The following is a 25,304-nucleotide window of genomic DNA, read 5'->3' as shown; positions in this document are numbered from 1 at the left end:
GGTAACCTGCGTCGTACGACTGCGCCCGGAAGAGGGACAGCGACTCGGCGGCGGCTGGCTCGTTGTCCACAACTGGAGGCCACACTGCCATGAGCCTGTCGCGCCATCAGCGAGGCGCCGCTCCGAGGTTCGCCGGGGCGGCGTTGGCGACTGTCGCGGCACTGGCTGGCGCCCCCGCTCCGGCGGGCGCGGCGGCGGCATCCCCGGCCCCCGGGGCGGCGGTGGCGGTGGCGGAAGGCCAGGCGCCGATCCCGGCCACGGCCTCCGGTGCCGGCGGCGGCGTCCCCACGACCGTGGTGCGGCGCGACCAGGTGCGTGAAGAGCAGTGGCAGCTCGGCGAGCTGCGGGCCACCCACGCGTGGCGCCACTCGACCGGTGACGGCGTGACCGTCGCGGTGGTCGACTCCGGTGTGGACGCCGGCCACCCCGACCTCACCGGCCAGGTGCTGCCCGGCATCGACCTGGTCTCCGGCGGCGACGGGCGCAACGACCCGGTGGGCCACGGCACCACGGTCGCCGGGCTGATCGCCGGCCGCAATGACGACGATGACGGTGTGGAGGGCCTCGCCCCGCACGCCAAGATCCTGCCGGTGCGGGTGCTCGACGCGGAAAACCGGTACGACGACGCACTCATCGTGGCAAAGGGCGTGCGCTGGGCGGTCGACAACGGCGCCCAGGTCATCAACCTGTCGCTCGGCGGCAGCGGCACAAGCCCCGCCCTCGCGGCCGCGCTCGACTACGCCTTCGCCCGCGACGTCGTGGTGGTCGCCTGCACGGGCAACCACTCGGCCGACCCGGCGCCAGCGGCCGGGCAGACCCGCCCGGCCACCGAGGTGTGGTACCCGGCTCGCGAGCCCGGCGTCCTGGCCGTCACCGGCCTGGAGCGCGAGACCGAGGGCCTCTGGTCCGGCTCGATCACCGGCTCCGCCACGGTGCTCTCCGCCCCGGGGACCGGCCTGGTCGGCGCCCGCCCCGGTGGCACGTGGAAGGTGCAGGGCACAAGCTTCGCGGCCCCGCTGGTCAGCGCGACGGCGGCGCTCGTCCGGGCCAAGTGGCCTCAGATGTCCGCGGCCACCGTCGTCAACCGGCTGATCACCACCGCTAGCGACCTCGGTGCGGTGGGCCGCGACGACCGCTACGGCTACGGCCTGGTCGACCCGGTCGCGGCGCTCACCGTCGGGGTGTCCACCGTGGAGCGCAACCCGCTCGACACCAACGCCCCGCACGGCGTGGCCGGCTTCGGCGCGGCGCCCGGCGTGGCGGCGACGACGACCGGCGAGACGAGCGCCGACCAGCCGGTCGGTGGGCGCGCGCAGGGCGCACACACCGACTGGCAGGCCCAGCCCGCCAGCGAGCCCGAGCACTCCAAGCGCGGCTGGGCGATTGCCTTCGGCATCCTGGTGACGCTGGTCGCGGCCGCCGCGGCCATCACCTTCCGCCGCCGCGTCCGCTCCTGACCCTCGCTTTTGACAGATTTACCCGGGTCCGCGTCACTTACGGACCGCCGCTCCCGCCGGAGACCGCGGCGGCCGGCGGCGAGCTGGCGCTCACCGAAACCCCCGACCCCCGCTGCCACCTCCGCGCGCCCAGCCCCCAAGAGGGCAGCCCTCTTGGGCGTGGCATGGGTCTGGGCCACGACGGACGTCGCGGTAGCTCAAGTCTTCCGTCTTGTTTGGAACTGGTTTACGTGCAGTCGCCTGTCGTGGTGGCGCGGGTGCGGCTCTGGCCGGCCGTCGCTACCGGGGCGGCTTCCTGGGCGGTCACCGCGAAGCCGGTGTTTCGGTCGTCGGCCGCCGCCGCGAAGATGACGCCCAGCACCTGGCCGTTGGTCGCGACAAGCGGGCCGCCCGAGTTGCCGCTGCGGACCAGCGCCCGGATCGTGTAGATCTCCCTGGTCACGTCGCCGGCGTTGTAGATGTCCGGGCCGGTGATGTCGCCGACGTCGCGTACCCGGGCGGACTGGGCGTTGTAGGGCCCGTCCAGCGGAAAGCCCAGCACGATCGCGTCCGCGTTGGTCGGGGCCTTGCGGGGCGCGAACGGCATGACCGGCGCGTCCAGGCCGGGCACGTAGATCACCGCGAGGTCGCGGTCGGGGTCGTAGACCGTGACGCGGCCGTCCAGCCGCTCGTCGCCGAGCTCGATCGTCACCGACCTTGTGCCGGCGACCACGTGGGCGTTGGTCATGACGCGTTCGGGGGCGTACACGAAGCCGGAGCCCTCGATGCGCCGCGAGCAGCTCGGCGCCGAGCCGAGCACCTTGACCACCGACTGGCGTGAGTTGACCACCACGCGCGAGTTGGCCAGGCGGGGGTCGGGTGCGGCGACCTCGCGGGCGCGGGTGGGCGCCAGGTTGCCGAAGACCTCGGGGAAGCCACGGGTGTCCACCGTGTTTCGCAGGGCGTCGGAGAGCGCCTGGGCCTGCTGCGGCATGACCCTGTTGACGCCGTCGAGGAGGGCGCTGTTTCGCACCGAGCTGGCCAGCCAAGGCAGCGACGACGAGCCGAGCGGCACCGCCACAAGCCAGGCGACCAGCAGCACCGCGACCACCGACACGAGCGCACCGCCGGCGTCGTCGAGCTTGCGGCCGGTGGGGCTGGTGATGGCGTGGCGCAGGTGCGTGCCCAGCCAGCCGGCCAGCGCCTGTCCCAGCACCGCGAGTCCGAAGATGGCGATCAGCGACACGACGACGCGCACGGCGTCGTCCGCGAACTGCCGGGCCACCAGTGGGCCGAGCTGTAGGCCGATCAGCGCGCCGCCGAAGAAACCGGCGAAGGACAGTGCCCCAATCACGAATCCCTGTCGGTATCCGCTGATCGCGAACAACACCATAAGTAGGACAAGAGCGACATCGATGGCGGACACCCGTCAAGGGTACGGGGACCCGGCCAACGCTGAGCACGACTCGCGGCCAATGCGGCGCGAACCCGGGGGTCAGCCCCAGGGCCGGCAAGGCCCGAGTGACGAGGGCCCTCCGGGGCGCCCAGCGTGCGCAGCCAGCTCAGCCGACGTCGTCTCCGGCGGACGGCGTGGGCTGCGGCGCGGGCGCGGGCAGGTCGGCGATCCGGTCGCGCGGCCACGGGCGGGCCCAGCCGCCCATCTCCAGCAGCGCCGACAACACCCCCGCGGTGAACCCCCAGACGAGCATCCCGCCCACCTGGAACGCCGGCCCCATCCAGCCGCTGGGGTGCCGCAGCATGAGCCTGTTGTCCGGGTCGACGAGCTCGGCCACCGGCAGGCGGGCCACCCGCGCCACCTCGGCCGGCTCGCGCGGGTGTACCTCGTGCGGGGTGTGCCACCAGGCGAGCACCGGCGTCACCACGAAGTCGCTGACCGGGATCCACAGCGGCGGGAGCTGGGCGAGCACGGTGACGCTCTCCGGCCGCAGGCCCACCTCCTCGTCGGCCTCGCGCAGCGCGGTCGCGGCGGCGTCGACGTCGTCGGGATCGCTCGCCCCGCCCGGGAAGGCCGGCTGGCCGGCGTGGGTGCGCAGCGTCTCGGCCCGCTGGAGCATGAGCACGTCGGGCTCGCCATCCTGCTCACCGAGGAGCACGAGCACGGCGCTGGCCCGGCCGCCCTCCTCCGGCGTGGGCAGCCGGGTGAAGTCTTCGACCCGGGCGGTGCCGAGCCGGTCGAGCAGCGGCTCCAGCCACGCCGGCGCCCCGTTGGGCTCGGGCGGGGCCGCCGGGGAAACGTGGAGCGAAGCGGAGCGTTTTTTCGGGGTGCTACTCATGGCAGCGTCACCCCGAGGTGTTTCGCGGCCAGCGTCGCGAGGGTCGCGTCGTCGAGCGCGCTGGAGTTGTAGAGGTGGCGCAGCCGGCCGTCGCGGTCGACGAAGAGGGTGGCCGGCAGGACGGTGATCCCGAGCTCAGCGCGGAGGCGCTCGTCCTCGTCGAAGAGGTTGGGGTACTTGACCCCGAGGTCGGTGGCCAGGCTGCTCGCCGCCGAACGCCTGTCGCGGGTGTCCACCCCGACGACCGTGACCTTGCCGGCGGCCCGCTCGGCGAAGCGCTGGAACGCGGGCAGCTCCTCCCGGCACGGGCCACACCACGAACCCCAGAGGTTGACGACCGCCGGGCCGCGGATCGCGCTCACGGTCACATCCTGCCCACCGGTGAAGCAGGGCAACGCCACCTCGGGCAGCGCCTTACCCTCACCGGCGAGCGTGACCGGCACGGCGGCCGGCGGAGGCACGGTCAGCGCGGCGCAGTCGGCGAAGGGCGGCGGCTCGGGGGTCGGCGGCGCCTCGTCTGACCCACCACATCCGGCGACAGCCAGCACGAGCGCCAGGGCTGCCGCTTTTAGAGAACCCCTCACGGTGTATCCGGTGCCACCATCGCCTGGGCGGGCACCAGCTCCGGGTCGACGCCGGCCGCGACGGCGAGCTCGCGGGCGCGCGGGCCCTTGAGCAGCTTGGCCGCGGCGACCGCCTCGGTCGGACCCGTCCCATACGACGGGCAGAGCTTGGCCAGCGTGCACGCGCCGCAGGCCGGCTTGCGGGCGTGGCAGACCCGCCGGCCGTGGAAGATCACGCGGTGGGAGAGCATTGTCCAGTCGCGCTTGTCGAAGAGCGCGCCGATCGCGTGCTCGATCTTGACCGGGTCGCTCTCCGCGGTCCACTCCCAGCGCCGCACGAGCCGCTGGAAATGCGTGTCGACCGTGATGCCGGGCACGTCGAACGCATTGCCGAGGATGACGTTGGCCGTCTTGCGCCCGATGCCGGGGAGCTTGACGAGCTCGTCGAGCGTGCGGGGCACCTCGCCGCCGTGCCGCTCGACCAGCGCCTGCCCGAGCTTCATCACCGAGTCGGTCTTGTTGCGGAAGAAGCCGGTCGGCTTGAGCAGCTCCTCCAGCTCCGCCCGATTGGCCGCCGCGTAGTCGGCGGCGTTGAGGTAGCGCGCGAAGAGCTTGGGCGTGACCTCGTTGACCCGCACGTCGGTGGTCTGCGCGGAGAGGATCGTCGCCACGGCGAGCTCCAGCGGGGTCTCGTGGTCGAGCTCGCAGTGTGCGTCGGGGTGGGTCTCCTCCAGGATCCGCCCCATCTTGCGCGCGCGACGCTTGCGCGAAAGGTCACTCTCTTCACGGGCCACGCGCGAAGCCTACGCCCGCCCACCGACAGCTCAGGCCGCCCCGTGCGGGGTGATCTTTCCGGTGCCGTCCACGCTCGCGCCGGTGGCCGGGAAGTCGGCCGCGCTCAGCCGGGCCACCGCCACCGCGCCGCGGTGGTCGTTGTCGATGGCGGGCTTGCCGCCGGAGTCGAGGTAGGTCGAGATGAGCTGCCCGCCGCCCCAGCTGCCGTTGGCGGTGAGCGAGACCTTGAGCACCCCGCCCAGCCCCAGCACGCCGGTCTTGTTGAGCGTGCCCGCGCCGCCGGCGAAGTTGCCCAGGCTGTACGCGATCAGGCGCCCCTTGTAGAACTCCATCGCCCGCAGCACGTGCGGCCCGTGCCCCACGATCAGGTCGGCTCCGGCGTCGACCATGGCGCGGGCGAACTTGATCGGGTCGCCCCGGTTTTCCCCCAGGTACATCTCGGTGCCCGGCTTGACGTGGGTCATGGCCGCACCCTCGGCGCCCATGTGGACCTGCACGACCACGATGTCGGCCAGGCCCGCGGCCTTCTTCACCACCTCGGCCGCCGCCTCCACGTCGACCAGCGGGTTGGACCACGGATACGAGGAGAAGCCGGCCACGCCCACCCGCACGCCCTCGACGTCCATCACGGTGATCTCGTCGGGCGCGCCGGTGTGCTCCAGCCCGTGCTCCTCCAGCGCCCGCTGGGTGTTGCGGAAGCCGGCCGGCCCGTAGTCGTGACCGTGGTTGTTGGCCTGGTTGAGCAGCTCGAACCCGGCCTCCTTCAGGTGCCCGGCGTACGCCGGCGGCACCCGGTACTGGAAGCACTTGTTGGACGTCGGACCGCACTTGCCGGCGCCGGTGTCTTCGGTGATCGGCTCCTCGAGGTTGCCCATCACGAGGTCGGCCTTGAGCGCCCCGCGCACTGCCGCGAAGAAGCCCTTGCCGCCGTTGGGCGGGAGCCTTCCGGGCGCGTTGCCCATGATGATGTCGCCGGTCGCGGACATCGAGATGGTGCGGGGCGGACCCTCGCCGCGGGGCGCCGCCGCCCGGCCGGAAGGCTCGGCGAGCGCGCTGTCCCGCCACTGCGGGGCGGGCGTGGAGTCGCCGGTCACGACGAGCGCGAGCACCCCGCCGCCGAGCAACAGCGCCCCCATCGCGAGCACGACGACGAGCGGCCACAGTCGGCCGCTCGCGGGAGTTCGCTTTCGAGGGGGCATCGCCCCGCGACCATACCCTCCCCGCGCCAGCCGGACGACCTACCGAAGCCGGTCTGACCAGGGCATTCCGGACCCCCGGCCGGTGCCGCCGCCGGCACGTACCGCCGTGTGGACGGCTCGGGCCAGCGGCGCGCCCCACTCCGAGCGCGGGCCGCCGTAGGCCGCCTCCGGACCGTCCGGCGGGCAGAGGACCGAGACCGCGTCGGTCGAGGTGCCCGTGGCGGGCAGGCCGAGGTCCCACAGTGCCTGCGCCTTCGCCTCGGTGGCCGTGGCGACGGCGTTGACGAGTGCGGCGGGCGAGAGGCGGACGGGCAGGCACACGACGATGTTGACGGTGCCCGGCCCGGACGCCGCCGCGGCGGGCGGGGCGGCCGCCCAGATCGGGTCGCCGAGCCCGACCGTGGCCCACACCCGCACGCCACCCTCTTCGGCGGAGACGACCTCGGCCACGTCCACGCCGGTGAGCAGCCCGACGCCGGGGCCGCCGAGGCGCTCCCGCGCGGCGAGCTCGGTCAGGTGGACGTCCGGGTCGTCCCGGCGGTACGACATCGGCACCGTCGCGTTGACGATCCAGTGACGCACGCCGATCCCGCCGCCGAGCGGGGCGGACGAGATCGCGAGCAGCGGCACGGCCAGCCGCCACACCAGCAGGGGAATGTCCAGCCCGTCCTCGCGGCGGGCGGTCAGCGTCGGCTCGGCGGACATCCATCGCACTCTACGGCTCGCCGATCAAGTTTCCGGGGGTGCACGCCCGATCCCCGCCCTGGTGCGCCTAGACTTACTGCGCGCGTCGACACGCTGGCGAGGCCGCTGGCGGGTGTGAGTATGCGCAGGCGGAGGTGCGGCGATGGATGAGGTGTTGGCCCGCAGCGGGATCTTCCAGGGTGTCGACCCCGAGGCGGCGGAAGCGCTCGCCAAGGAGATGGAGACGATCGAGACCCGCAAGGGCGAGGTCGTGTTCAACGAGGGCGAGCCCGGCGACAGCCTCTACATCGTGCTGTCCGGCAAGATCAAGCTCGGTCGGCGCGCCGCCGATGGTCGGCAAAACCTCATCTCCGTCATGGGTCCGTCCGACATGCTCGGCGAGCTGTCCCTCTTCGACCCCGGCCCGCGCACGGCCACGGCGACGGCGGTGACCGACACCCGCCTGGCCCGGCTGCGCAAGCAGGCGCTGCGCCCCTGGCTCAACAACCGGCCCGAGATCGCCGAGCAGCTGCTGCGGGTGCTGGCGAGGAGGCTGCGCCGGACCAACGACGCGCTGGCCGACCTGATCTTCACGGACGTCCCCGGTCGCGTGGCGAAAAACCTGCTCCAGATGGCCGGCCGCTTCGGCACCCGCGACGGCGGCGTGCTGCGCGTGACGCACGACCTCACCCAGGAGGAGCTGGCCCAGCTCGTCGGCGCCTCTCGCGAGACGGTCAACAAGGCGCTGGCCGACTTCGCCTCCCGTGGCTGGCTGCGGCTCGACGGCAAGAGCGTGATCATCCTCGACCCGGAGCGCCTGGCCCGCCGGGCCCGCGTGTAGGTACGGCCCCCGAGCCTCCTCGCATGGGGTAAGCGGAGCCAAAACAAGCAGGCTTGACTGTTTGTTTGGTACCGGGCAGGCTGTGGGTGTGCCGGTACGCATGCCGCAGCAGGAGCGCAGTCGCGCCACCCAGGCCCGCCTTCTCGAAGCCACCGTCGACTGTCTCGTCGAGCGGGGCTGGTCCGGCACCACCACCACGGTCGTGGCCGCGATGGCGGGCGTCTCGCGGGGCGCGCAGCTGCACCACTACCCGACCAAGGCGTCGCTGGTGATGGCCGCCGTCGAACACCTTGCCGAGCGCCGCGCCGAGGAGATCCGCACCGAGGCGGCCGCCCTCCCACCTGGTCCGCAGCGGCTCGACGGGGTGGTCGACATGCTGGCCGCCGCGTTCACCGGACCGCTCTACGTGGCCGCGCTCGAGGTGTGGATCGCCGCCCGCACCGACCCCGAGCTGCGCGCGGCGCTCGTCCCACTGGAGGCGCGGGTCGGCCGGGAGATGCACCGGCTGACCGTCGAGCTGGTCGGCGCCGACGAGCGCACACCCGGCGTGCGCGAGGCCGTGCAGGCCACCCTCGACCTGCTCCGCGGCCTCGGCGTGGCAAACCTGCTCTCCGACGACACCGCGCGGCGCACCGCGCTGCTCGCCGCCTGGAAGCGGCAGCTGGCCACCCTTCTGTGACGCGGAGGCACGCATGTCCATCCTCGCCGGACTCCTCGTCGACCTCGCCGACGAGTCGGCCGATCTCGACGCCCGGGTCGGTCCGCTCCCGGAGGCGCACTGGACGCGGCTGACCCCGGCCGACGGCTGGACGATCGCCCATCAGATCGCCCACCTCGCCTGGACCGACCACATGGCGAAACTTGCCGCCGCGGATCGCGACGCGTTCTGGGCGGTGCTCAACAACACCGCGTTCCAGGATCCGGAGCACTTCGTCGACCGCGGCACTGAGAGCTTCCTCGCCCCGCCGGCCGAGCTGCTCGACCGGTGGCGGACCGGGCGCGCGGCCCTCGCCGACGCGCTCGCCGCCGCGCCGCCCACCGCCAAGCTCCCCTGGTACGGCACGTCGATGTCGCGCGCCTCCATGGCGACCGCGCGGATCATGGAGACCTGGGCGCACGGCCAGGACGTCGCGGACACGCTCGGCCACCGCCGACCGCCGACCGAGCGGCTTCGGCACATCGCGTACCTCGGCTTCCGTACCCTTGAACACAGCTTCCGGGTGCACGGCCGGGAGGCGCCGGCGGTGCCGGTCCGGGTCGAGCTGGTCGGGCCTTCGGGCGTGTGGGAGTTCGGGCCACCGGAGGCGACCGACCGGGTGGTCGGGCCGGCGCTCGACTTCTGCCTGCTCGTCACGCAGCGGCGACACCGGGCCGACCTGGCACTCGTCGCGACCGGGCCGGTGGCCGACGAGTGGCTGGACATCGCGCAGGCGTTCGCCGGCCCGCCCGGCACCGGTCGCGAGCCCACCGGCGCCCGATCATGATCCGCATCGGCAACGCCTCGGGCTTCTACGGCGACCGTTTCTCCGCCTGGCGGGAGATGCTCGAGGGCGGCCCGCTCGACGTGCTCACCGGCGACTACCTGGCCGAGCTGACCATGCTGATCCTCGGCCGCGACCGGCTCAAGGACCCCGCGCTCGGCTACGCGCGCACGTTTCTGCGTCAGATGGAGGAGTGCCTCGGCCTGGCCGCCGAACGGGGCGTGCGCATCGTGACCAACGCCGGCGGGCTCAACCCCGCGGGGCTGGCCACCGCGCTCCGGTCCCTCGCCGCCCGGCTCGGCCTCTCCACCACCATCGGGTACACCGAGGGCGACGCGCTCGACCATCCCGGTGCGCTCGCGGCAAACGCGTACCTCGGCGCGTTCGGCATCGCCTCCTGCCTCGACGCGGGCGCCGACGTCGTGGTCACCGGCCGGGTCACCGACGCCTCGCTGGTGGTGGGGCCGGCGATCGCCCACTTCGGCTGGACCCGCGACGACCTCGACGCGCTCGCCGGCGCGACGGTCGCCGGGCACGTGCTGGAGTGCGGCGCGCAGGCGACCGGTGGCAACTTCGCGTTCTTCACCGAGTTGCCCGACGGCGGGCGCCGGCCGGGCTTCCCGATCGCCGAGGTGCACGCCGACGGCTCGTCCGTGATCACCAAGCACCCCGGCACCGGCGGCGCGGTCACGGTGGAGACGGTCACCGCCCAGCTCCTGTACGAGATCGGCGCACCGGCCTACGCGGGCCCGGACGTGGTGACGCACCTCGACACCGTCCGGCTCGCACAGGAGGGCCGGGACCGGGTGCGGGTCACCGGGACCCGCGGCACGCCGCCACCGCCCACCCTCAAGGTCGGCGTGGCCAGCGTCGACGGCCACCGCAACGCGATGACGTTCGTGCTCACCGGCCTCGACCTCGACGCCAAGGCCGCCCTGGTCCGCACCCAGCTCGAAGACGCGGTCGGCAAGGAAGGTCTGACGTTCACCCGAACCGGCGACCTCCTGCACGCGGCGATCCACGACGCCGACCCGAAGCGGGCCGGCCGCGCGTTCTCCAGCGCCGCGGTAGAGCTCGCCCTGGCCTCCTACCCGGGTTGCACCCTGACGTCGCCACCGTCCGACGGCACCCCCAACACGGTCTTCTCCGCCGCGGAGACTCCGCAGGCTCCTCATTGGGCGATCCACCCCGACGGCACCCGCGTGGAGATTCCTCCGCCCGCGAACACTCGGGAGTTGATCAAGGAGACGGGGCGCGTACACGACCTCACCGATCCACCGCGCGGGCCGCTGGGCACGCGGTCGGGCGACAAGGGGGCCGACGCCAACATCGGGGTCTGGGCCCGCCACGCCGAGGACTATCCGGCGCTCATAGGGTGGCTGACCAGCGAGAAGCTCGCGGAGCTCCTGCCCGAAGCAGCGGGGCATCCCATCGAGCGATACGAAATGCGTAATTTGTGGGCAGTCAACTTTGTGATCCGCAGCCTCCTCGCGCGCCGGGATCCCCTTGATCCACAAGGGAAAGCGCTGGGAGAACGGTTGCGGGCCCGGATCCGTGTCGCAGCGGGTGAGCCACTCGTTACGACGGAAGGCAGTAACGACATCGCGAGACAGATGGGGGTCTGAGCCATGGCCGTCCTGGACACCGCCATCGACCCGCGCAACCCGTCGTACTTGGAAAATCGCAGCGCGATGCTGGAGCGGCTCGCGGAGCTCGACACCGCGCTCGACGCCGCGCGGGGTGGCGGCGGCGAAAAGTACGTGACCCGCCACCACGCGCGCGGCAAGCTGCTCCCCCGCGAGCGGATCGAGCTGCTGCTCGACCAGGACGCACCCTTCCTGGAGCTGTCACCGGTGGCCGCGTGGGGCACCGACTTCCCGGTCGGCGCGAGCGTGGTGACCGGCATCGGCGTGGTCGAAGGCGTCGAGTGCGTGATCATCGCGAACGACCCGACGGTGCGCGGCGGCGCGGTCAACCCGTACACGCTGAAGAAGACCCGCCGGGCCGGCGAGATCGCGCTGGCCAACCGCCTCCCGATGGTCAACCTCGTCGAGTCGGGCGGCGCCGACCTGCCCAGCCAGGCGGAGATCTTCATCCCGGGCGGGCAGGTGTTTCGCGACCTGACCCGCCTCTCCGCGGCGCGCATCCCGACGCTGAGCGTGGTGTTCGGCAACGCGACGGCCGGCGGCGCGTACGTGCCCGGCATGTCCGACTACACGATCATGGTGCGCAACCAGGCCAAGGTCTTCCTGGCCGGCCCGCCGCTCGTGCGCATGGCCACCGGTGAGATCACCGACGACGAGTCGCTCGGCGGCGCCGCGATGCACGCCTCCCGCTCGGGTCTGGCCGACTACATCGCCGAGGACGAGCGCGACGGCATCCGGCTGGCCCGCCAGTGCGTACGGCGGCTGAACTGGCGCAAAGCCGGCCCGGCCCCGCGGATCGCCGCGCCGCCGAAGTACGACCTCGACGACCTGCTCGCGGTGCCCAGCGCCGACCTCAAGGTGCCGTTCGACCCGCGCGAGGTGCTGGCCCGGGTGCTCGACGGCAGCGAGTTCGACGAGTTCAAGCCGGCGTACGGCACCGCGCTCGTCACCGGCTGGGGCGACCTGCACGGCTATCCCGTCGGCGTGCTCGCCAACGCGCGCGGCGTGCTCTTCTCCGACGAGGCGCAGAAGGCGGCCCAGTTCATCCAGCTCGCCAACGCCTCCGACACGCCGCTGCTCTTCCTGCAAAACACGACCGGCTACATGGTCGGCACCGAGTACGAGCAGCGGGGCATCATCAAGCACGGCGCGCTGATGATCAACGCGGTGGCCAACTCGACCGTCCCGCACGTGACCGTCAACCTCGGCGCTTCGTACGGCGCCGGAAACTACGGTATGTGCGGCCGGGCCTACGATCCGCGCTTCCTGTTCAGCTGGCCCAACGCGAAGTCCGCGGTGATGGGACCGGCCCAGCTCGCCGGGGTGCTGTCGATCGTGGCGCGGCAGGCGGCCGAGGCCAAGGGTCAGCCGTACGACGAAGACTCCGACAAGGCCATGCGCACGATGGCCGAACGCCAGATCGAGTCGGAGTCGGCCGCGCTGTTCCTCTCCGGCCGGCTGTACGACGACGGCGTGATCGACCCGCGCGACACCCGGACCGTGCTGGGGCTGTGCCTCTCCGCGATCCACAGTGGACCGATCAAGGGCGCCGAGGCCTTCGGCGTCTTCCGGATGTGAGGTGGCCGTGATTCGACGACTGTTGGTCGCCAACCGGGGCGAGATCGCGCGGCGCGTCTTCGCCACCTGCCGCCTGATCGGGATCGAGACGGTGGCCGTCTACTCCGACGGCGACGCCGACTCGCCGCACGTGGCCGAGGCGGACTACGCGGTGCACCTGCCCGGCAACGCGCCCACCGCCACGTATCTGCGGGGAGACCTGCTCGTCGCGGCGGCGCGCAAGACCGGCGCGGACGCGGTACACCCGGGTTATGGGTTTCTCGCGGAGAATGCGGAGTTCGCGGCGGCCGTGGCCGACGCGGGCCTGACCTGGGTGGGTCCGCCCTCCAAGGTCATCAAGATGATGGGCTCGAAGATCGAGGCCAAGACGCTGCTGGCCGACGCCGGCGTGCCGATGCTTCCCACCTACCTCGACCCGGACGAGGTCACCGAGTTTCCCGTGCTGGTCAAGGCCTCCGCGGGCGGTGGCGGCCGCGGCATGCGGATCGTGCGTGACGCCGAGTCGCTCGGCGAGGCGGTCGCCTCGGCGCGGCGCGAGGCGGCCAGCGCGTTCGGCGACGGCACAGTCTTCCTGGAGCGGTACGTCGACAGGTCCCGCCACGTCGAGGTGCAGATCTTCGCCGATACGCACGGCAACGTGGTGCCGTTCGGCGAGCGGGAGTGCTCGATCCAGCGGCGGCACCAGAAGATCATCGAGGAGACGCCCTCGCCGGCCGTCACGCCCGCGATGCGCGAGGAGCTGTGCGCCGCGGCGATCTCGGCGGCCCGTGCCGTCGGATACGTCGGCGCCGGCACCGTCGAGTTCCTGCTGGCGCCCACCGGCGAGTTCTACTTCCTGGAGATGAACACGCGGCTCCAGGTCGAGCACGCGGTCACCGAGTGCGTTTCCGGCTTCGACCTCGTGCAGCTCCAGCTGCTCGTCGCCGAAGGCCTGCCGCTGCCGATGGCCGGCGCCGCCCCGATCCGTGGCCACGCGATCGAGGTGCGGCTCTGCGCCGAAGACCCGGCCTACGCCTGGCTCCCCTCCACCGGTACCCTCCACCGCCTGCGCGTGCCCGAGGTGGCGGCCGAGTTCCGCCCGCTCGTGCAGCCGGGGCTGCGGCTCGACTCCGGGGTGCGGGACGGCTCGGTCATCGGCGTCCACTACGACTCGATGCTGGCCAAGCTCATCGCCTGGGCACCCACCCGCCACGAGGCCGCCCGCCTCCTCGCCTCGGCGCTCACCCGCTCCCGCATCCACGGCGTCGTGACCAACCGCGACCTGCTGGTGCGGGTGTTGCGCCACCCGACGTTCCAGTCCGGCGACATCGACACCGGCTTCCTCGACCGGCACCAGGAGGTATTCGCCCCGCTGCTGTCCTCTGTGGACGCGGTCCGGGTCTCCTGCCTGGCCGCCGCGCTCGCCGAGTCGGCCGCCCGGCGCGAGTCGGCCGCGGTGCTGCGTTCGCTCCCGTCCGGGTGGCGCAACGTGCCCTCCGGCTCGCAGACCACCGTGTACGACGGACCGGCCGGACCGGTCGAGGTCGGCTACCGGCTCGACCGCGCCGGTGAGCTGGCCAACTGGTGGGTACGCGCGGTCGACCCGGAAGAGCTCGACCTCGCCGGCCTGGGCCAGCCGCCGGTCACCGACGACCACCCGCCGGTCGCCCTGGTCTCCGCCGCGCCCGGCCGCGTCATCCTCGACGTGAACGGGATCCGCCTCTCCCTCGACGTCGACCGCGTCGGCAACGTCTCCTATGTAGACAGTGCGGAGGGCTCGGTCGCCCTCACCGAGCTGCCCCGCTTCCCCGAGCCGGAGTCGGAGCTCGCCGAGGGCTCACTGGTCGCCCCGCTGCCCGGCGCGGTCAGCCGGGTCCTGGTCACGCCCGGGCAGCGGGTGGACGCCGGCGAGCTGCTCATGACGCTCGAGGCCATGAAGCTGGAACACCCCGTACACGCCCCGGCCGCCGGCGTCGTCGCCTCGGTCCCGGTGAGCGCGGGCGCGCAAGTCGACACCGGAGCGGTGCTGGCGGTCCTCACCCCGGAGTAGGTGCCATGTTCGAACTCACCCCTCAACAGGCCGACCTTCGCGACGCGGTCTCGGCGCTAGGCCGCCGCTACGGACACGAGTACTTCGTATCCAAGGCCAAGTCCGGCGCGCACACCACCGAGCTGTGGTCGGAGGCAGGCAAGCTCGGCTACCTGGGCGTCAACGTCCCCGAGGAGTACGGCGGCGGGGGCGGCGGCATCACCGAGCTGGCCATCGTCTGCGAGGAGCTGGCCGCGGCCGGCTGTCCCCTCCTGCTGCTCGTCGTCTCACCCGCGATCGCGGCCACGGTGATCGCCAAACACGGCACGCCCGACCAGCGGTCGGCATACCTGCCCGGCTTCGCGGACGGCTCGCTCAAGGTCGCCTTCGCGATCACCGAACCGGACGCCGGCTCCAACGCCCACCGCCTGGCCACGACCGCCCGCCGCGACGGCGACGACTGGCTGATCTCCGGCCGAAAGTGCTTCATCTCGGGCGTAGACGAGGCCGCCTACGTGTTGGTGGTCGCCCGCGTATCGACCGGCGACCGCTTGGAGCCCGCACTCTTCCTCGTCCCCACTTCCTCTCCCGGTCTCCAGGCCAGCAAGCTGGAGATGGAGATCGTGTCGCCGGAAAACCAGTGGCTGCTCTACCTCGATGAGGTACGCGTGCCGGCCGACGCCCTGATCGGCGGCGTGGAGGCCGGCCTACCCGCCCTCTTCTCCGGCCTCAACCCCGAGCGCATCACGGTCGCCGCGATGGCCGCCGGCACCGCCCGCTACGCCCTGGCCCGCGCCTCCACCTACACGGCCACCCGCCAGGTGTGGGGCCGCCCGATCGGCGCGCACCAGGGCGTGTCGCACCCACTCGCCCACGCGGCGGTGCAGGTCGAACTCGCCCGCCTGATGATCGCCAAGGCGGCCGCCCTCTACGACGCCGGCCGCGACGTGGAAGCCGGCGTCGCCGCCAACATGGCCAAATACGCCGCCGCCGACGCCGCCGCGCTCGCCGTCGACACCGCCATCCAGGTACACGGCGGCAACGGCATGACAACCGACTACGGCGTGGCGACCCTGCTGGGCGCGGTCCGCGCCGGCCGGATCGCCCCGGTCAGCCGCGAGATGATCCTCAACTTCGTCGCCCAACACGTACTCGACCAGCCAAAGTCGTACTAGCCCACATTCTCAGGACGCGCCTTGGCACCGTTCGCTCCTATTCGTCTGAGTGCATGCGGGTCGCCATCTACGCAAATTGCAAAGCGAACTTGCGGTCCGGATTTGCGCCATCTGATGCACTTGCATCCTGGGACAGGTCCCTGCATCCGCGAGTGTACACTTGCAGCCAGGCGCCTCTCTCGGGCGGCGCCCGCACTCCTGCCAAGCGTTCCTAGCGAAAGCGGGGAACGCGGAGATGCTGAACAAAAGAACAGCCGTGATCGTAGTGATCATCTCGGTTGTCGTTGTTGTGGCAGCCGTGTTGATCTATCCTCCAGCCGGTAACGCCTTTATCGCTGCGGGAACCATTGGCATGTTGATCTGGGTAGTCTGGGCCAGCGATAGCCAGCGGCGGCGCCGTCCTCGCCGGCCTAAGTACCAGCGGAAACAGCGGATTCGATCACACTGACCGGCAAGTCAGGGGGGTCTCCCCATCTGGGGAGGTCCCCCATTGCTGTCCTCGGAGCTATCCATCCCGCCGTCCGACCCGCCGGTCACGGAAGCGGGCCAGACGGGGGCCGGGGGTACCGGTGCGAGGCCGCAAACCGACCGGCCGTGCCGATGCCTGCTGGGTGCCGCTCGCGTCTGGCCTGACCCGCTTGGGCTGCATGCACAAGACGTTAGAGGTCGCCTTCCAGATTCTTCCAACTGATCTGGGAGAACGAAACAAGGCTAGTCTCCGATGCTGGAGACTAGCCTTGACCTGCTGTTTCTCTGTCGGGGTGGCCGGATTTGAACCGACGACCTCTTCGTCCCGAACGAAGCGCGCTACCAAGCTGCGCCACACCCCGAGGCAGTGCCCGCGTAATAGTAGCCCACGGCCACAGCCGCTCAAACTTGGTATCGGGTCAGCGGGGGATCAAGGTCAGCAGCGACGCCTCGGGTGGGCAGGCGAAGCGGACCGGGGCCGTGGGGTGGGTGCCCAGGCCCGCGGAGACGTGGAGCCAGGCCTCGGAGCCGGGCCAGCGGAAGAGGCCCCTCGCCATCGAGCGGGGCAGGTCGCAGTTGGTGACCAGCGCGCCCACGAACGGGACGCGGACCTGGCCGCCGTGGGTGTGGCCGGCCAGTAGGAGGTCGAAGCCGTCGGCGGCCATGGCGTCCAGGATGTAGGGCTCGGGCGAGTGGGTCAGGCCCAGCCGCACGTCGACGTCGGCCGAGGCGCCGCCGGCGACAGAGGCGTAGTCGTCGCGTTCGATGTGGGGGTCGTCCACGCCGACGAGCTCGATCAGGCGGCCGCCGGCCTTGAGCGTGGTGCGGGCGTTGTTGAGGTTGGCCCAGCCGGAGCCGGCCAGGAGCTCGCGCAGCTCGGCGGCGGGGAGCTCGGCGCCGTGGCGGCGGTCGGACGTGCGTTCGTGCGTCGCGAAGTATCCGAACGGGTTTTTCAGCACGGGGCCGGTGTAGTCGTTCGAGCCGAAGACGAAGGCGCCCGGGTAGTCGAGCAGCGGCTGGAGCGCGTTGAGCACGCCCGGCACGGCGTCGGGGTGGGCCATGTTGTCGCCGGTGACGATGACCAGGTCGGGGTCGGTGCCGGCGAGGGCGGCCACCCACTCCTGCTTGCGCCGCTGGCCGGGCATCATGTGCAAGTCGGACAGGTGCAGGACGCGCAGCGGCTCGGCGTCGAGCGCGAGCACCGGCACGTCGTACCGCCGGAGGGTGAACATGTTTCGCTCAATGAGCGAGGCGTATGCCAGCGTGGCGGCGCCGGCGGCGGCCGTGCCCGCGGCGAGACCGAGCAATGTGCGCTTCCGCATGCCGCCCAGGGTAGTTTGACCCACCATGGGCACGCTCAAGGACACCCTCACGGCTGACATGCGCTCCGCGCTCAAGGCGCGTGACGAGGTCACCACGTCCACCCTCCGGATGGCGCTGGCCGCCGTCGGCAACGCCGAGGTCGCGGGCGACAGCAAGCGCGAGCTGTCCGACGAGGAGGTGCTCGCGGTGCTCGTCAAGGAGGCGAAGAAGCGCCGCGAGGCCGCCGTCGCGTTCGCCGACGCCGGGCGCGCCGAGCAGGCCGCGAAGGAGACCGCGGAGGGCGACGTGCTGGCGCGCTACCTGCCCAAGCAGCTCGGCGACGAGGAGCTGGCCGAGCTTGTCTCGGGGGCGCTCTCCGCCGGCGGGTTCAGCGGGATGGGGCAGATGGGCCCGGCCATGAAGGCGGCACAGGCCGCGGTGGCCGGTCGGGCCGAGGGCGGTCGGGTGGCCGCCGAGGTACGCCGCCAGCTGGCTGGCTGACGGTCCCCGCGGACAGAAGAGCGGGCGCCCCGCGAGGCGCCCGCTCGACAAATACTCGCGTCTAGTTTCTGGGTGGCGGGAAGATCGGCCCTCGTCCTGGGCCGCGGGTCCCCGGCGGGTTGCCGGGCTGCTGGCCGCCCTTGCCATTGCTGACCTGGATGCTCACGATGCCGCCCTTGATGGTGCGGCCGTCGGGGCTGGTGCCGGCGGCGGTGCCCGCGGGGCAGGTGGAGTTGACCTGGACGTTGTCGACGAAGACCTCGAAGCCGGCGCTGCGGAGCGTCGAGCGGGCGTCGTCGAGCGTCTTGCACTTGACGTCCGGGATCCTGCGCTGGTCGCCCTCGACGATCTTGCCGGTCGGCGGCGTGAACTGCTGCGACGGCTTGCCCTTCATCGCGTCGCGGACGGTGCTCCAGACCGCGTCGTTGACCTCGTCGTGGGTGAAGTGGGTGCTGGTCTGTGCCCAGTCGGGGTCGGCGATGATGCCGGCGACCATGAGCTGCTTGGTGCCGACGATCAGCGAGGCGGTCTTGGCGCTGTCGGTGGTGCCGCTCTTGCCCATGATGGGCTTGCCGATCTCGGTCTTCGCCTGCCGGGCCGTCGCGCCCTGGCACTTGGAGGTCGAGGACCGGTCGCCCACCGGGCACCGCGCGGCGTCGGCCGCGGCCCGTGCGGCCTCGGTCTTGATCCGCTGCTCGCAGCGCGGGTTGGCGATGTCGAGCTTGTTGCCATCCTGGTCGACGATCTCTTGCACCGGGATCGGCTCGCAGTACTTGCCGTCGGCGGCGATCGTCGCGTACGCGTTGGCCATCTCCAGCGGGGTGGCCGAGGAGACGCCGAGCGTGAAGGCGCCCCACTGGTCGGCCGCGGCCTTGTTGTTGGCGATCGCGGCGTCGCTGCTGGCCCGGAACTGGATGCCCATCTTCTTGGCCGTCTCGACCACGTTGGCCGCGCCGGCGCGCTCCTCCAGCGGCACGAAGTACGTGTTGATCGACTGCCCGAACGCGGCCCACATGTTCATCGGGCCGTAGCCCTTACGACCGGCGTTTTCCGGGCAGTACTTGTTGGAGTTGGGTGGTGGGCAAGCCGCCGGTGAGCTGGAGTCGATGATGTACTTCGACGGGTACGGCGAGACCGTGTTGATCGTCGTCTCGAGCGGGTAGCCACGCTCCAGCGCCGCCACCATCGTGAACAGCTTGAACGTCGACCCGAACTGATAGCCGCTGATGTCGCCACCACCGCTGAGCAGCGGGTTGGTGGTGTTGGGATAGGTGCCGCGGATGCCCTTCCTCTTCTTCGCCGGGTTGGAGGAGATCTTGTTTTGCGGCTTGGCGGGGTCGTCGAGCTTGAACACGCGGTTGACAGCGAGTGCGCGCACCCGCCCACTGCCTGGCTCGATGCCGGCGAGCATCAGCGCGTTCTTGTTGTTGGTCTTGAGATGCTTGTCGATATTGGCCCTGGCCACCTGCTGGGTCTTCACGTCGAGCGTGGTGACGATACGGTAGCCGCCGCTCTTGAGCCGCCGCTCCCGGTCGTACGACGTGGCGCCGAACGTCTCCTGCTCCATCCACCAGCGGTAGAAGAAATCGCAGAAGAAGCCCCAGTGGTTTTTGCTGGTGGCGACGCAGCCGTTGGGCGTGCGCTTGTCCTTGACCTTGAGCGGCACCTTCTTCGCGGTGGTGGCCTGCTCGGGCGTGATGGCCTTGGTCTCGACCATGTTGTCGATCACGTAGTTCCGCCGGTCGAGGGCCTGCGGCTTGCCGGCGGGCGTGGTGGGGTCGAACGCCGACGGCGCCTTGACCATGCCGGCGAGCAGCGCGGCCTCTTCGACCTTCAGATCCTTGGGGTACTTGCCGAAGTAGACCTGGCTGGCGGCGAAGATGCCGTAGGCGCCCCGGCCGAAGGGTGCGATGTTGAGGTAGCGCTCCAGGATCTCGTCCTTGGTCATCTCCTTGTCGAGCTGGAGCGCGTACTTCATCTCGCGCAGCTTGCGCGCGTTGGTGTCTTCGGTGGCGGCGACGACGTCCTGCGGGTGGGTCGCCGAGTAGGCGATCAGCATGCGGACCAGCTGCATCGTCAACGTGGACGCACCCTGGGTCGTCGCACCGGCCGAGTTGTTGGCCACGAAGGCGCGGGCGATGCCCTTGGCGTCGACACCGTTGTGGGTGCGGAAGGTGTGGTCCTCAGCCGCGATGATCGCTTCCTGCATGATCGGGGCCACGTCCTTGAGTGGGACGTCCCGCCGGTTCTCGTCGTACATCGTGGCGATCAGCGTCTTGTTGTCCGACGCGTAGACATATGTCATCTGCGGCGACCGCTTCACGGTCAGCTCGCTGGGCAGGCGGTCGAAGGTCTCCGCCCCAGCCTTGGCCGCCAGGCCCGACATCGCAACCGCGGGGAAGGCCGCGGCGGCCACAACCACGCCCGCCAGGAGCCCGCAGATCAGCAGCGATGCGGCGTTCGCAAAAATGTTGTGATCACGCTTCCGCATCCAGGTCACCTCGCCAGGGTACGGGACCTCGCAACGATCGGCCGTCCCGCGTGTCAGCCCCCGACCTACGCCGAAACTTGTCGGACTTTCGGGCATGTCCTGCGGGCACTGGCCTCGTTGTGCTAGACGCATGACCCCCTGCGTGCGGATGCGTTCTGCCGATGTTGAGTTTGACCCACGTGCGGGACACTTAGCTCGCGTTTTCGCAGATCGCCGCCGGGTAAGCCTGATCTCGGTCGCCTGGAAACAGACGGACCGTCGTGGTTTTGATGGATTTGCCAGACAACGTTGCGTAATCGTACGACTACAGAGCATGATGGTCCGGCGAGTACTGCACGTCACTCGCTGGAGTTCCGGGGGGAGTGCCAGCGAGTGGCCGGGGGGAATCCGGCCGGGCACGGGTCGGGGAAGCGGACTGCAAGGGGGGACGTGGACAGATGGGGATGATCACAGACTGGCCGAGCATGGCTGCGTGCCAGAGCGGCGACCCTGACGCACTCTTCGTACAGGGCGCAGAGCAGAACGTGGCGAAGCGGATTTGCCGCAGCTGTCCGGTGCGTTACGAGTGCCTAGCCGACGCGCTCGACAACCGCATCGAGTTCGGTGTGTGGGGTGGCATGACCGAGCGTGAACGCCGGGCGCTCCTGCGCCGCCATCCGCAGGTGGACAGCTGGCGGAAGATGTTCGAGGCGGCGCTGCGCGACAAGGAAAAGGTGCTGGTCACGGCCGGCTGAGAGCGTCACCAACCGTACGCAGCCCGTCGACGTCGTGCACGTCGGCGGGCTGCGCTGTCACCTCCACGGTCGGCACCGCGGGGTAGGCGTCGGTGAAGACGGCGGCCACCCGCCGCTCGCGTACCCCCTGCTCGGCGAGCGCCGCGTGGACCCGCAGCGCGTCGGCGGTGGCCTCGTGGCCGCCGGCCTGGTCGAGCTTGCCGGCCGCGGCCAGGCTCTGCTGCGCGGACAGCCCTTCGACGGCGGTGCGGTGCACCCTGTTGAGCACCAGCCCGGCGAGCGGCATGCGCTCCTCGCCGAGCCGCCCGGCGAAGTAGGCGGCCTCCCGGATCGCGTCTGGCTCTGGCGCCGCGACCAGCAGAAACGCGGTCTCGCGTGCCTGGAGGATGCGGTACGTCTCCTCGGCGCGCTGGCGGAAGCCGCCGAACATCGAGTCGAGCGCCGCGACGAAGCCGGACAGGTCGGTCAGCAGCTGCGCGCCGAGCACCTTCTGCACGACCCGGGAGAACATCCCGAACGAGGCCGTGACCAGGCTGAACATGCTCCGACCGCCGGCCCGGGCGGGTGCCAGCAGCAGGCGCAGCATGCGGCCGTCGAGAAAGCGGGAGAGCCGCGCGGGCGCGTCGAGGAAGTCGAGAGCCGAGCGGGACGGCGGGGTGTCCACCACGATCAGATCCCACTCGCCGCGGGCGTGCAGCTGGCCCAGCTTTTCCATCGCCATGTACTCCTGGGTGCCGGAGAACGTGGAGCTCATGGCCTGGTAGAAGGGGTTGGCGAAGATCTCCGTGGCGCGGGCCGGGTCGGTGTGTGCGAGCACGACCTCGTCGAAGGTCCGCTTCATGTCGAGCATCATGGCGTGCAGCTCGCCACCGCTCTCCTCGGCGTCAATGCCCTTGACCTGCCGCGGTGTGTTGTCGAGCTCGGTCAGGCCGAGCGACTGGGCGAGGCGGCGGGCCGGGTCGATCGTGAGCACGACCGTGCGCCGCCCGTGGCGCTCGGCGGCGCGCAGCCCGAGCGCGGCCGCCGTGGTGGTCTTTCCGACTCCGCCCGAGCCGCAGCAGACGATGATCCGCACGTTGCGGTCGGCCAGGATGTGGTCAACGTCCAGCCGCCGGCCCGCGTGATCGGAAGACACCGACCGAGCGTATCCGGGCTGCCTCAACGCGTGCCCAGTAACTCAGCCGCCAGGGTGTCCAGCGCGGCGCGGTCGATCCCCCCTGGGAGGAGGGGCAGCTCCACCGTCGGCTGACCCACCTCGGCCAGCTCGACGCGGAGCGACTCCTCCAACTCACGGCGGGTGAGGTGTGCCTTGGCCTCGGCGTAGAGCCCGGCGACCGTCGCCCGGTCGGCGGGCAGGCCGGCCGCGGCCAGCCCTCGGCGCAGCTCGGCCTGACTGACCTTGGTGCCGGTGAGCAGGGGCGGGCGGGTCGCGTTGACGATGACCTTGCCGATCGGGATGCCGAGGCTGTTGAGCTCGCCGATCGCGTCGACAGTCTCCTGCACCGGCATCTCCTCCAGCAGCGTCACCACGTGCACGGAGGTCATCGGCGAGCGGAGGAGCGCGGCCACGTTTTCGCTCTGCGTCTTGATCGGGCCCATCTTGGCCAGCCGCGCGGTCTCGGCCGTCACGTTGAGGAAGCGCCCGATCCGGCCTGTGGGCGGCGCGTCGAGCACGACCGCGTGGTACACCCGGCGGCGGTCGGCCGTGCGGGTCGTGGCCTCCTTGACCTTGCCGGTGAGCAGTACGTCCCGCAGGCCGGGCGCGATGGTCGTGGCGAAGTCGATCGCGCCGAGCTTGCGCAACGCCCGGCCGGCGGCGCCGAGCTTGTAGAACATGTCGAGGTACTCCAGGAGAGCCAGCTCGGCGTCGACCGCGAGCGCCCGCACCTCGCCGCCGTCCGGGGTGCCGGCGACCCGGCGCTCCTCGTACGGCAGCGGGCCGAGCCCGAACAGCTCGGCGATGCCCTGCCGCCCCTCGACCTCGACGAGCAGGGTGCGGTGTCCGCCGGCGGCCAGGCCAAGTGCGAGGGCGGCGGCGACCGTCGTCTTACCGGTGCCACCCTTGCCGGTCACGACATGGAGACGCGCCGGCCAGGCCGGATTGACCTGGCCGGGGACATGTTCGCTCGCCCGCACGCTCCGAGCGTAGTCCGATCACCTAACGGGTGATCAGCTGCCGATCTCGCAGACGAACCAGCCGGTCTTCTGTACCACCGTGAACTTGAACTGCTGCTCGGCGACCTTCTCGTCGCTGGTGGTCATCGTGACCTTGACCGAGACGGTGGCGCTTTCGGTGTCCTGGTTGTCCACCTTCGGCTCGTCCCACTTGTAGCGGGGGCTCTTGTACTTGGTGGAGTTGGCCTTGACCTCGTCGACCTTGGCGGTCAGCGCCGGCTCGTCGCGGGACTCGGCGCACACCGAGTCGTTGGCCTTGGTGGCGTCCTGGTCCTCGTAGACGGCCTTGAGGAAGTTTTGCACCGCGGCCACCGGCTCGGCCGCGCCGTCGTTGGGCTCGGTGTTTCGCATGAGCAGCACCGCGGCCGTCACGCCGCCGCCGCAGAGCACCACGGCGATCGCCGCCACTACCAACAGGATCATCGGCGTGCGGGACTTCTTCCGCGGCGGTGCCGGCATGCCCGGGTAACCCGGCTGGGCGTACGCCGGGTCGGTCGGGTAGCCAGGAGGAGCCTGTGGGAACCCGGCGTTCGGCGCGTACGGCTGGCCGGAGGTCGGTGGCGCGTACGGCCCGCCGGACACCGGTGCGGGGTAGGGCTGGCCGGGCACCTGCCCGGGGTAGCCGGGCTGCTCCGGCGGCGGCGCGTACGCCGGCTGACCGGGCGGGGGATAGCCGGGCTGGCCGGAGACCGGCTGCCCCGAGACCGGCTGGCCGGAGACCGGCTGACCAGGCACGTAACCCGGCTGGCCGGACACGGGCTGACCGGGCACATAACCCGGCTGCGGCGCCGGGGCCCCGTAGCCGGGCTGGGCGGGCGGGTAACCGGGCTGCGGATAGCCGGGGTCGGGTGCGGGGTAACCCGGCTGCGCCGCCTGCGGGTATCCGGGCGTCGGCGGGTAGCCCGGCGTCGCGGCGGGCGTCGTGTATCCGGGCGGCGGGTAACCGGGCTGCTGCTGCGGCACCACCGGCTGCGCGGGAGGCGGCGGCACGATCGGGTGCGCCGGTGGCGGCGGCACGGCCGGCTGCTCCGGCGGATCGGTGGGTGCGGCGGCGAACGGGTCGACGGGTGCCGGATATCCGGGCGCCGAACCTTCCTGATGCTCTCCGGCGCCACCGTTCGGCGGTTGCGTCATTGGTATCCCCCAGGCCCACGGTCGCAGTGTGCCCGTCAGGGTAGCGCCCGCTGGCGAACCGCCGAAGACCCACCGGGAGTGCCCAGCGGAGAGCGCCGCCAGTCCGCCGGTTAGGGTGCCGGCATGCAGAAGTGGGAGTACGCCACCGTGCCGCTGCTGGTCCACGCCACCAAGCAGATCCTCGACAACTGGGGTGAGGACGGCTGGGAGTTGGTGGCCGTCGTGCCGGGCCCCAATCCGGAGCAGCTCGTGGCTTACCTCAAGCGCCCGAAGGCAGCCTGACGTGAACGACCCGTACGCGAAGCTGGCCGAGCTGGGCCTGACGCTGCCCGAGGTCGTGCCCCCGGTGGCCGCCTACGTGCCCGCGGTGCAGTCGGGCAAGCACGTGTACGTCTCCGGTCAGGTGCCGATCGCGGACGGCAAGATGCTCGCCACCGGCAAGGTCGGCGGCGGTGTCTCGCCCGAGCAGGCCAAAGACCTGGCCGAGCGGTGCGCGCTCAACGCGATCGCCGCGATCGACGCGCTCGTCGGCCTGGAAAACGTGGCCAAGGTCGTCAAGGTGACCGGCTTCGTGGCGTCGGCGGAGGGCTTCACCGGCCAGCCCGGCGTGGTAAACGGCGCCTCCGAGCTCTTCGGCGCCGTCTTCGGCGAGGCCGGCCAGCACGCCCGCAGCGCGGTCGGTGTCGCCGAGCTGCCGCTGGGCGCGCCCGTCGAGGTCGAGGTCATCGTCGAGGTCGCCTGAGCAAGGGCACAGGTGTAAGCGCCCGAGGCTGAGCGTTACCTGAGTGAAAGCCCTCCC

Annotated in this window: 23 protein-coding genes and 1 tRNA gene; 12 read left to right on the top strand and 12 right to left on the bottom strand. The window is 71.5% G+C overall.

The features are described from left to right. Window positions 1-89 precede the first annotated feature (89 nt). Entirely contained in the window at window positions 90-1,457 is a 1,368-nt protein-coding gene (gene mycP / locus AC5L36_RS02530; protein WP_441220031.1) for a type VII secretion-associated serine protease mycosin, read from the top strand. Window positions 1,458-1,683: 226 nt separating this feature from the next. Here the strand turns inward: mycP and AC5L36_RS02525 are convergent, their stop codons facing one another. The 6 genes from AC5L36_RS02525 to AC5L36_RS02500 all read right to left on the bottom strand — a co-directional run bounded on the left by AC5L36_RS02525 (window position 1,684) and on the right by AC5L36_RS02500 (window position 6,992). Continuing rightward, window positions 1,684-2,862, bottom strand: a complete 1,179-nt coding sequence (locus tag AC5L36_RS02525) for a MarP family serine protease (RefSeq protein ID WP_441220030.1) — start codon at window positions 2,860-2,862, stop codon at window positions 1,684-1,686. 136 nt (window positions 2,863-2,998) lie between these two features. Next, window positions 2,999-3,730 carry an NUDIX hydrolase gene (locus AC5L36_RS02520; RefSeq protein ID WP_441220029.1) on the bottom strand — a complete coding sequence of 244 codons (732 nt, stop codon included), beginning with the start codon at window positions 3,728-3,730 and terminating at the stop codon, window positions 2,999-3,001. Then, complete coding sequence (locus AC5L36_RS02515; protein ID WP_441220028.1) at window positions 3,727-4,314, bottom strand: TlpA family protein disulfide reductase; 588 nt, start codon at window positions 4,312-4,314, stop codon at window positions 3,727-3,729. Before AC5L36_RS02515 ends, AC5L36_RS02520 begins: the two co-directional genes overlap by 4 nt. Further along, on the bottom strand, window positions 4,311-5,087 hold the full coding sequence (gene nth, locus AC5L36_RS02510) for an endonuclease III (protein WP_441220027.1): 777 nt from the start codon (window positions 5,085-5,087) through the stop codon (window positions 4,311-4,313). The genes AC5L36_RS02515 and nth overlap by 4 nt, the downstream gene beginning before the upstream one ends. 30 nt (window positions 5,088-5,117) lie before the next feature. Beyond that, window positions 5,118-6,287 carry a CapA family protein gene (locus tag AC5L36_RS02505; protein WP_441220026.1) on the bottom strand — a complete coding sequence of 390 codons (1,170 nt, stop codon included), beginning with the start codon at window positions 6,285-6,287 and terminating at the stop codon, window positions 5,118-5,120. 39 nt (window positions 6,288-6,326) lie between these two features. Beyond that, window positions 6,327-6,992 (bottom strand): adenosylcobinamide amidohydrolase, encoded by a 666-nt coding sequence (locus tag AC5L36_RS02500; protein ID WP_441220025.1) that lies wholly within the window; start codon window positions 6,990-6,992, stop codon window positions 6,327-6,329. A 142-nt stretch (window positions 6,993-7,134) separates the two neighbouring features. Between AC5L36_RS02500 and AC5L36_RS02495 the strand changes: the two genes are divergently transcribed. From AC5L36_RS02495 to AC5L36_RS02465, 7 genes are all read left to right on the top strand, one after another. Next, on the top strand, window positions 7,135-7,812 hold the full coding sequence (locus tag AC5L36_RS02495) for a Crp/Fnr family transcriptional regulator (protein ID WP_173057568.1): 678 nt from the start codon (window positions 7,135-7,137) through the stop codon (window positions 7,810-7,812). A gap of 100 nt (window positions 7,813-7,912) precedes the next feature. Then, entirely contained in the window at window positions 7,913-8,491 is a 579-nt protein-coding gene (locus AC5L36_RS02490) for a TetR/AcrR family transcriptional regulator (RefSeq protein WP_441220214.1), read from the top strand. 13 nt (window positions 8,492-8,504) lie between these two features. After that, window positions 8,505-9,296, top strand: a complete 792-nt coding sequence (locus AC5L36_RS02485) for a TIGR03084 family metal-binding protein (protein WP_441220024.1) — start codon at window positions 8,505-8,507, stop codon at window positions 9,294-9,296. Next, the gene (locus AC5L36_RS02480) at window positions 9,293-10,918 is read left to right on the top strand and encodes an acyclic terpene utilization AtuA family protein (RefSeq protein ID WP_441220023.1); all 1,626 of its coding nucleotides are present in this window, start codon (window positions 9,293-9,295) and stop codon (window positions 10,916-10,918) included. Before AC5L36_RS02485 ends, AC5L36_RS02480 begins: the two co-directional genes overlap by 4 nt. Window positions 10,919-10,921: 3 nt before the next feature. Then, on the top strand, window positions 10,922-12,517 hold the full coding sequence (locus tag AC5L36_RS02475) for an acyl-CoA carboxylase subunit beta (RefSeq protein ID WP_441220022.1): 1,596 nt from the start codon (window positions 10,922-10,924) through the stop codon (window positions 12,515-12,517). 7 nt (window positions 12,518-12,524) lie between these two features. Then, entirely contained in the window at window positions 12,525-14,546 is a 2,022-nt protein-coding gene (locus AC5L36_RS02470; RefSeq protein ID WP_441220021.1) for an acetyl/propionyl/methylcrotonyl-CoA carboxylase subunit alpha, read from the top strand. Between the two features lie 5 nt (window positions 14,547-14,551). Further along, the gene (locus AC5L36_RS02465; protein WP_441220020.1) at window positions 14,552-15,700 is read left to right on the top strand and encodes an acyl-CoA dehydrogenase family protein; all 1,149 of its coding nucleotides are present in this window, start codon (window positions 14,552-14,554) and stop codon (window positions 15,698-15,700) included. Between the two features lie 756 nt (window positions 15,701-16,456). On the opposite strand, the gene AC5L36_RS02460 is transcribed toward AC5L36_RS02465, so the two are convergent. Beyond that, window positions 16,457-16,530, bottom strand: a tRNA-Pro gene (locus AC5L36_RS02460). A gap of 57 nt (window positions 16,531-16,587) precedes the next feature. Next, window positions 16,588-17,490 (bottom strand): metallophosphoesterase, encoded by a 903-nt coding sequence (locus AC5L36_RS02455; protein WP_441220019.1) that lies wholly within the window; start codon window positions 17,488-17,490, stop codon window positions 16,588-16,590. Window positions 17,491-17,515: 25 nt separating this feature from the next. Between AC5L36_RS02455 and AC5L36_RS02450 the strand changes: the two genes are divergently transcribed. Beyond that, a complete protein-coding gene (locus AC5L36_RS02450) occupies window positions 17,516-17,971 on the top strand; it encodes a GatB/YqeY domain-containing protein (protein WP_441220018.1) in 456 nt (151 codons plus the stop codon). Between the two features lie 61 nt (window positions 17,972-18,032). Here AC5L36_RS02450 and AC5L36_RS02445 read toward each other — a convergent pair whose 3' ends face one another. Beyond that, on the bottom strand, window positions 18,033-20,462 hold the full coding sequence (locus tag AC5L36_RS02445; RefSeq protein WP_441220017.1) for a penicillin-binding protein: 2,430 nt from the start codon (window positions 20,460-20,462) through the stop codon (window positions 18,033-18,035). 437 nt (window positions 20,463-20,899) lie between these two features. On the opposite strand from AC5L36_RS02445, the gene AC5L36_RS02440 reads away from it, so the two are divergent. Next, complete coding sequence (locus AC5L36_RS02440) at window positions 20,900-21,196, top strand: WhiB family transcriptional regulator (RefSeq protein ID WP_173040558.1); 297 nt, start codon at window positions 20,900-20,902, stop codon at window positions 21,194-21,196. On the opposite strand, the gene bagB is transcribed toward AC5L36_RS02440, so the two are convergent. The 3 genes from bagB to AC5L36_RS02425 are packed head-to-tail and all read right to left on the bottom strand — an operon-like array spanning window position 21,183 to window position 24,505. Then, on the bottom strand, window positions 21,183-22,331 hold the full coding sequence (bagB, locus tag AC5L36_RS02435) for an ArsA family ATPase (RefSeq protein ID WP_441220016.1): 1,149 nt from the start codon (window positions 22,329-22,331) through the stop codon (window positions 21,183-21,185). The two genes, AC5L36_RS02440 and bagB, sit on opposite strands and share 14 nt — an antisense overlap. A 23-nt stretch (window positions 22,332-22,354) precedes the next feature. After that, on the bottom strand, window positions 22,355-23,332 hold the full coding sequence (bagA, locus tag AC5L36_RS02430) for an ATPase BagA (RefSeq protein ID WP_441220015.1): 978 nt from the start codon (window positions 23,330-23,332) through the stop codon (window positions 22,355-22,357). Between the two features lie 33 nt (window positions 23,333-23,365). Beyond that, a complete protein-coding gene (locus tag AC5L36_RS02425) occupies window positions 23,366-24,505 on the bottom strand; it encodes an Rv0361 family membrane protein (RefSeq protein WP_441220014.1) in 1,140 nt (379 codons plus the stop codon). A gap of 123 nt (window positions 24,506-24,628) precedes the next feature. On the opposite strand from AC5L36_RS02425, the gene sp36 reads away from it, so the two are divergent. Then, the gene (gene sp36 / locus AC5L36_RS02420; protein ID WP_265247995.1) at window positions 24,629-24,787 is read left to right on the top strand and encodes a Sp36 family protein; all 159 of its coding nucleotides are present in this window, start codon (window positions 24,629-24,631) and stop codon (window positions 24,785-24,787) included. 1 nt (window position 24,788) lies between these two features. After that, window positions 24,789-25,247 carry a RidA family protein gene (locus AC5L36_RS02415; protein ID WP_441220013.1) on the top strand — a complete coding sequence of 153 codons (459 nt, stop codon included), beginning with the start codon at window positions 24,789-24,791 and terminating at the stop codon, window positions 25,245-25,247. The last annotated feature ends 57 nt before the right edge of the window (window positions 25,248-25,304 follow it).

The sequence above is a fragment of the Phytohabitans sp. LZ39 genome, from assembly GCF_059359075.1.
Note: the sequence above shows the minus strand (reverse complement) of the source record. Positions and strands in the feature narration are given on the sequence as shown.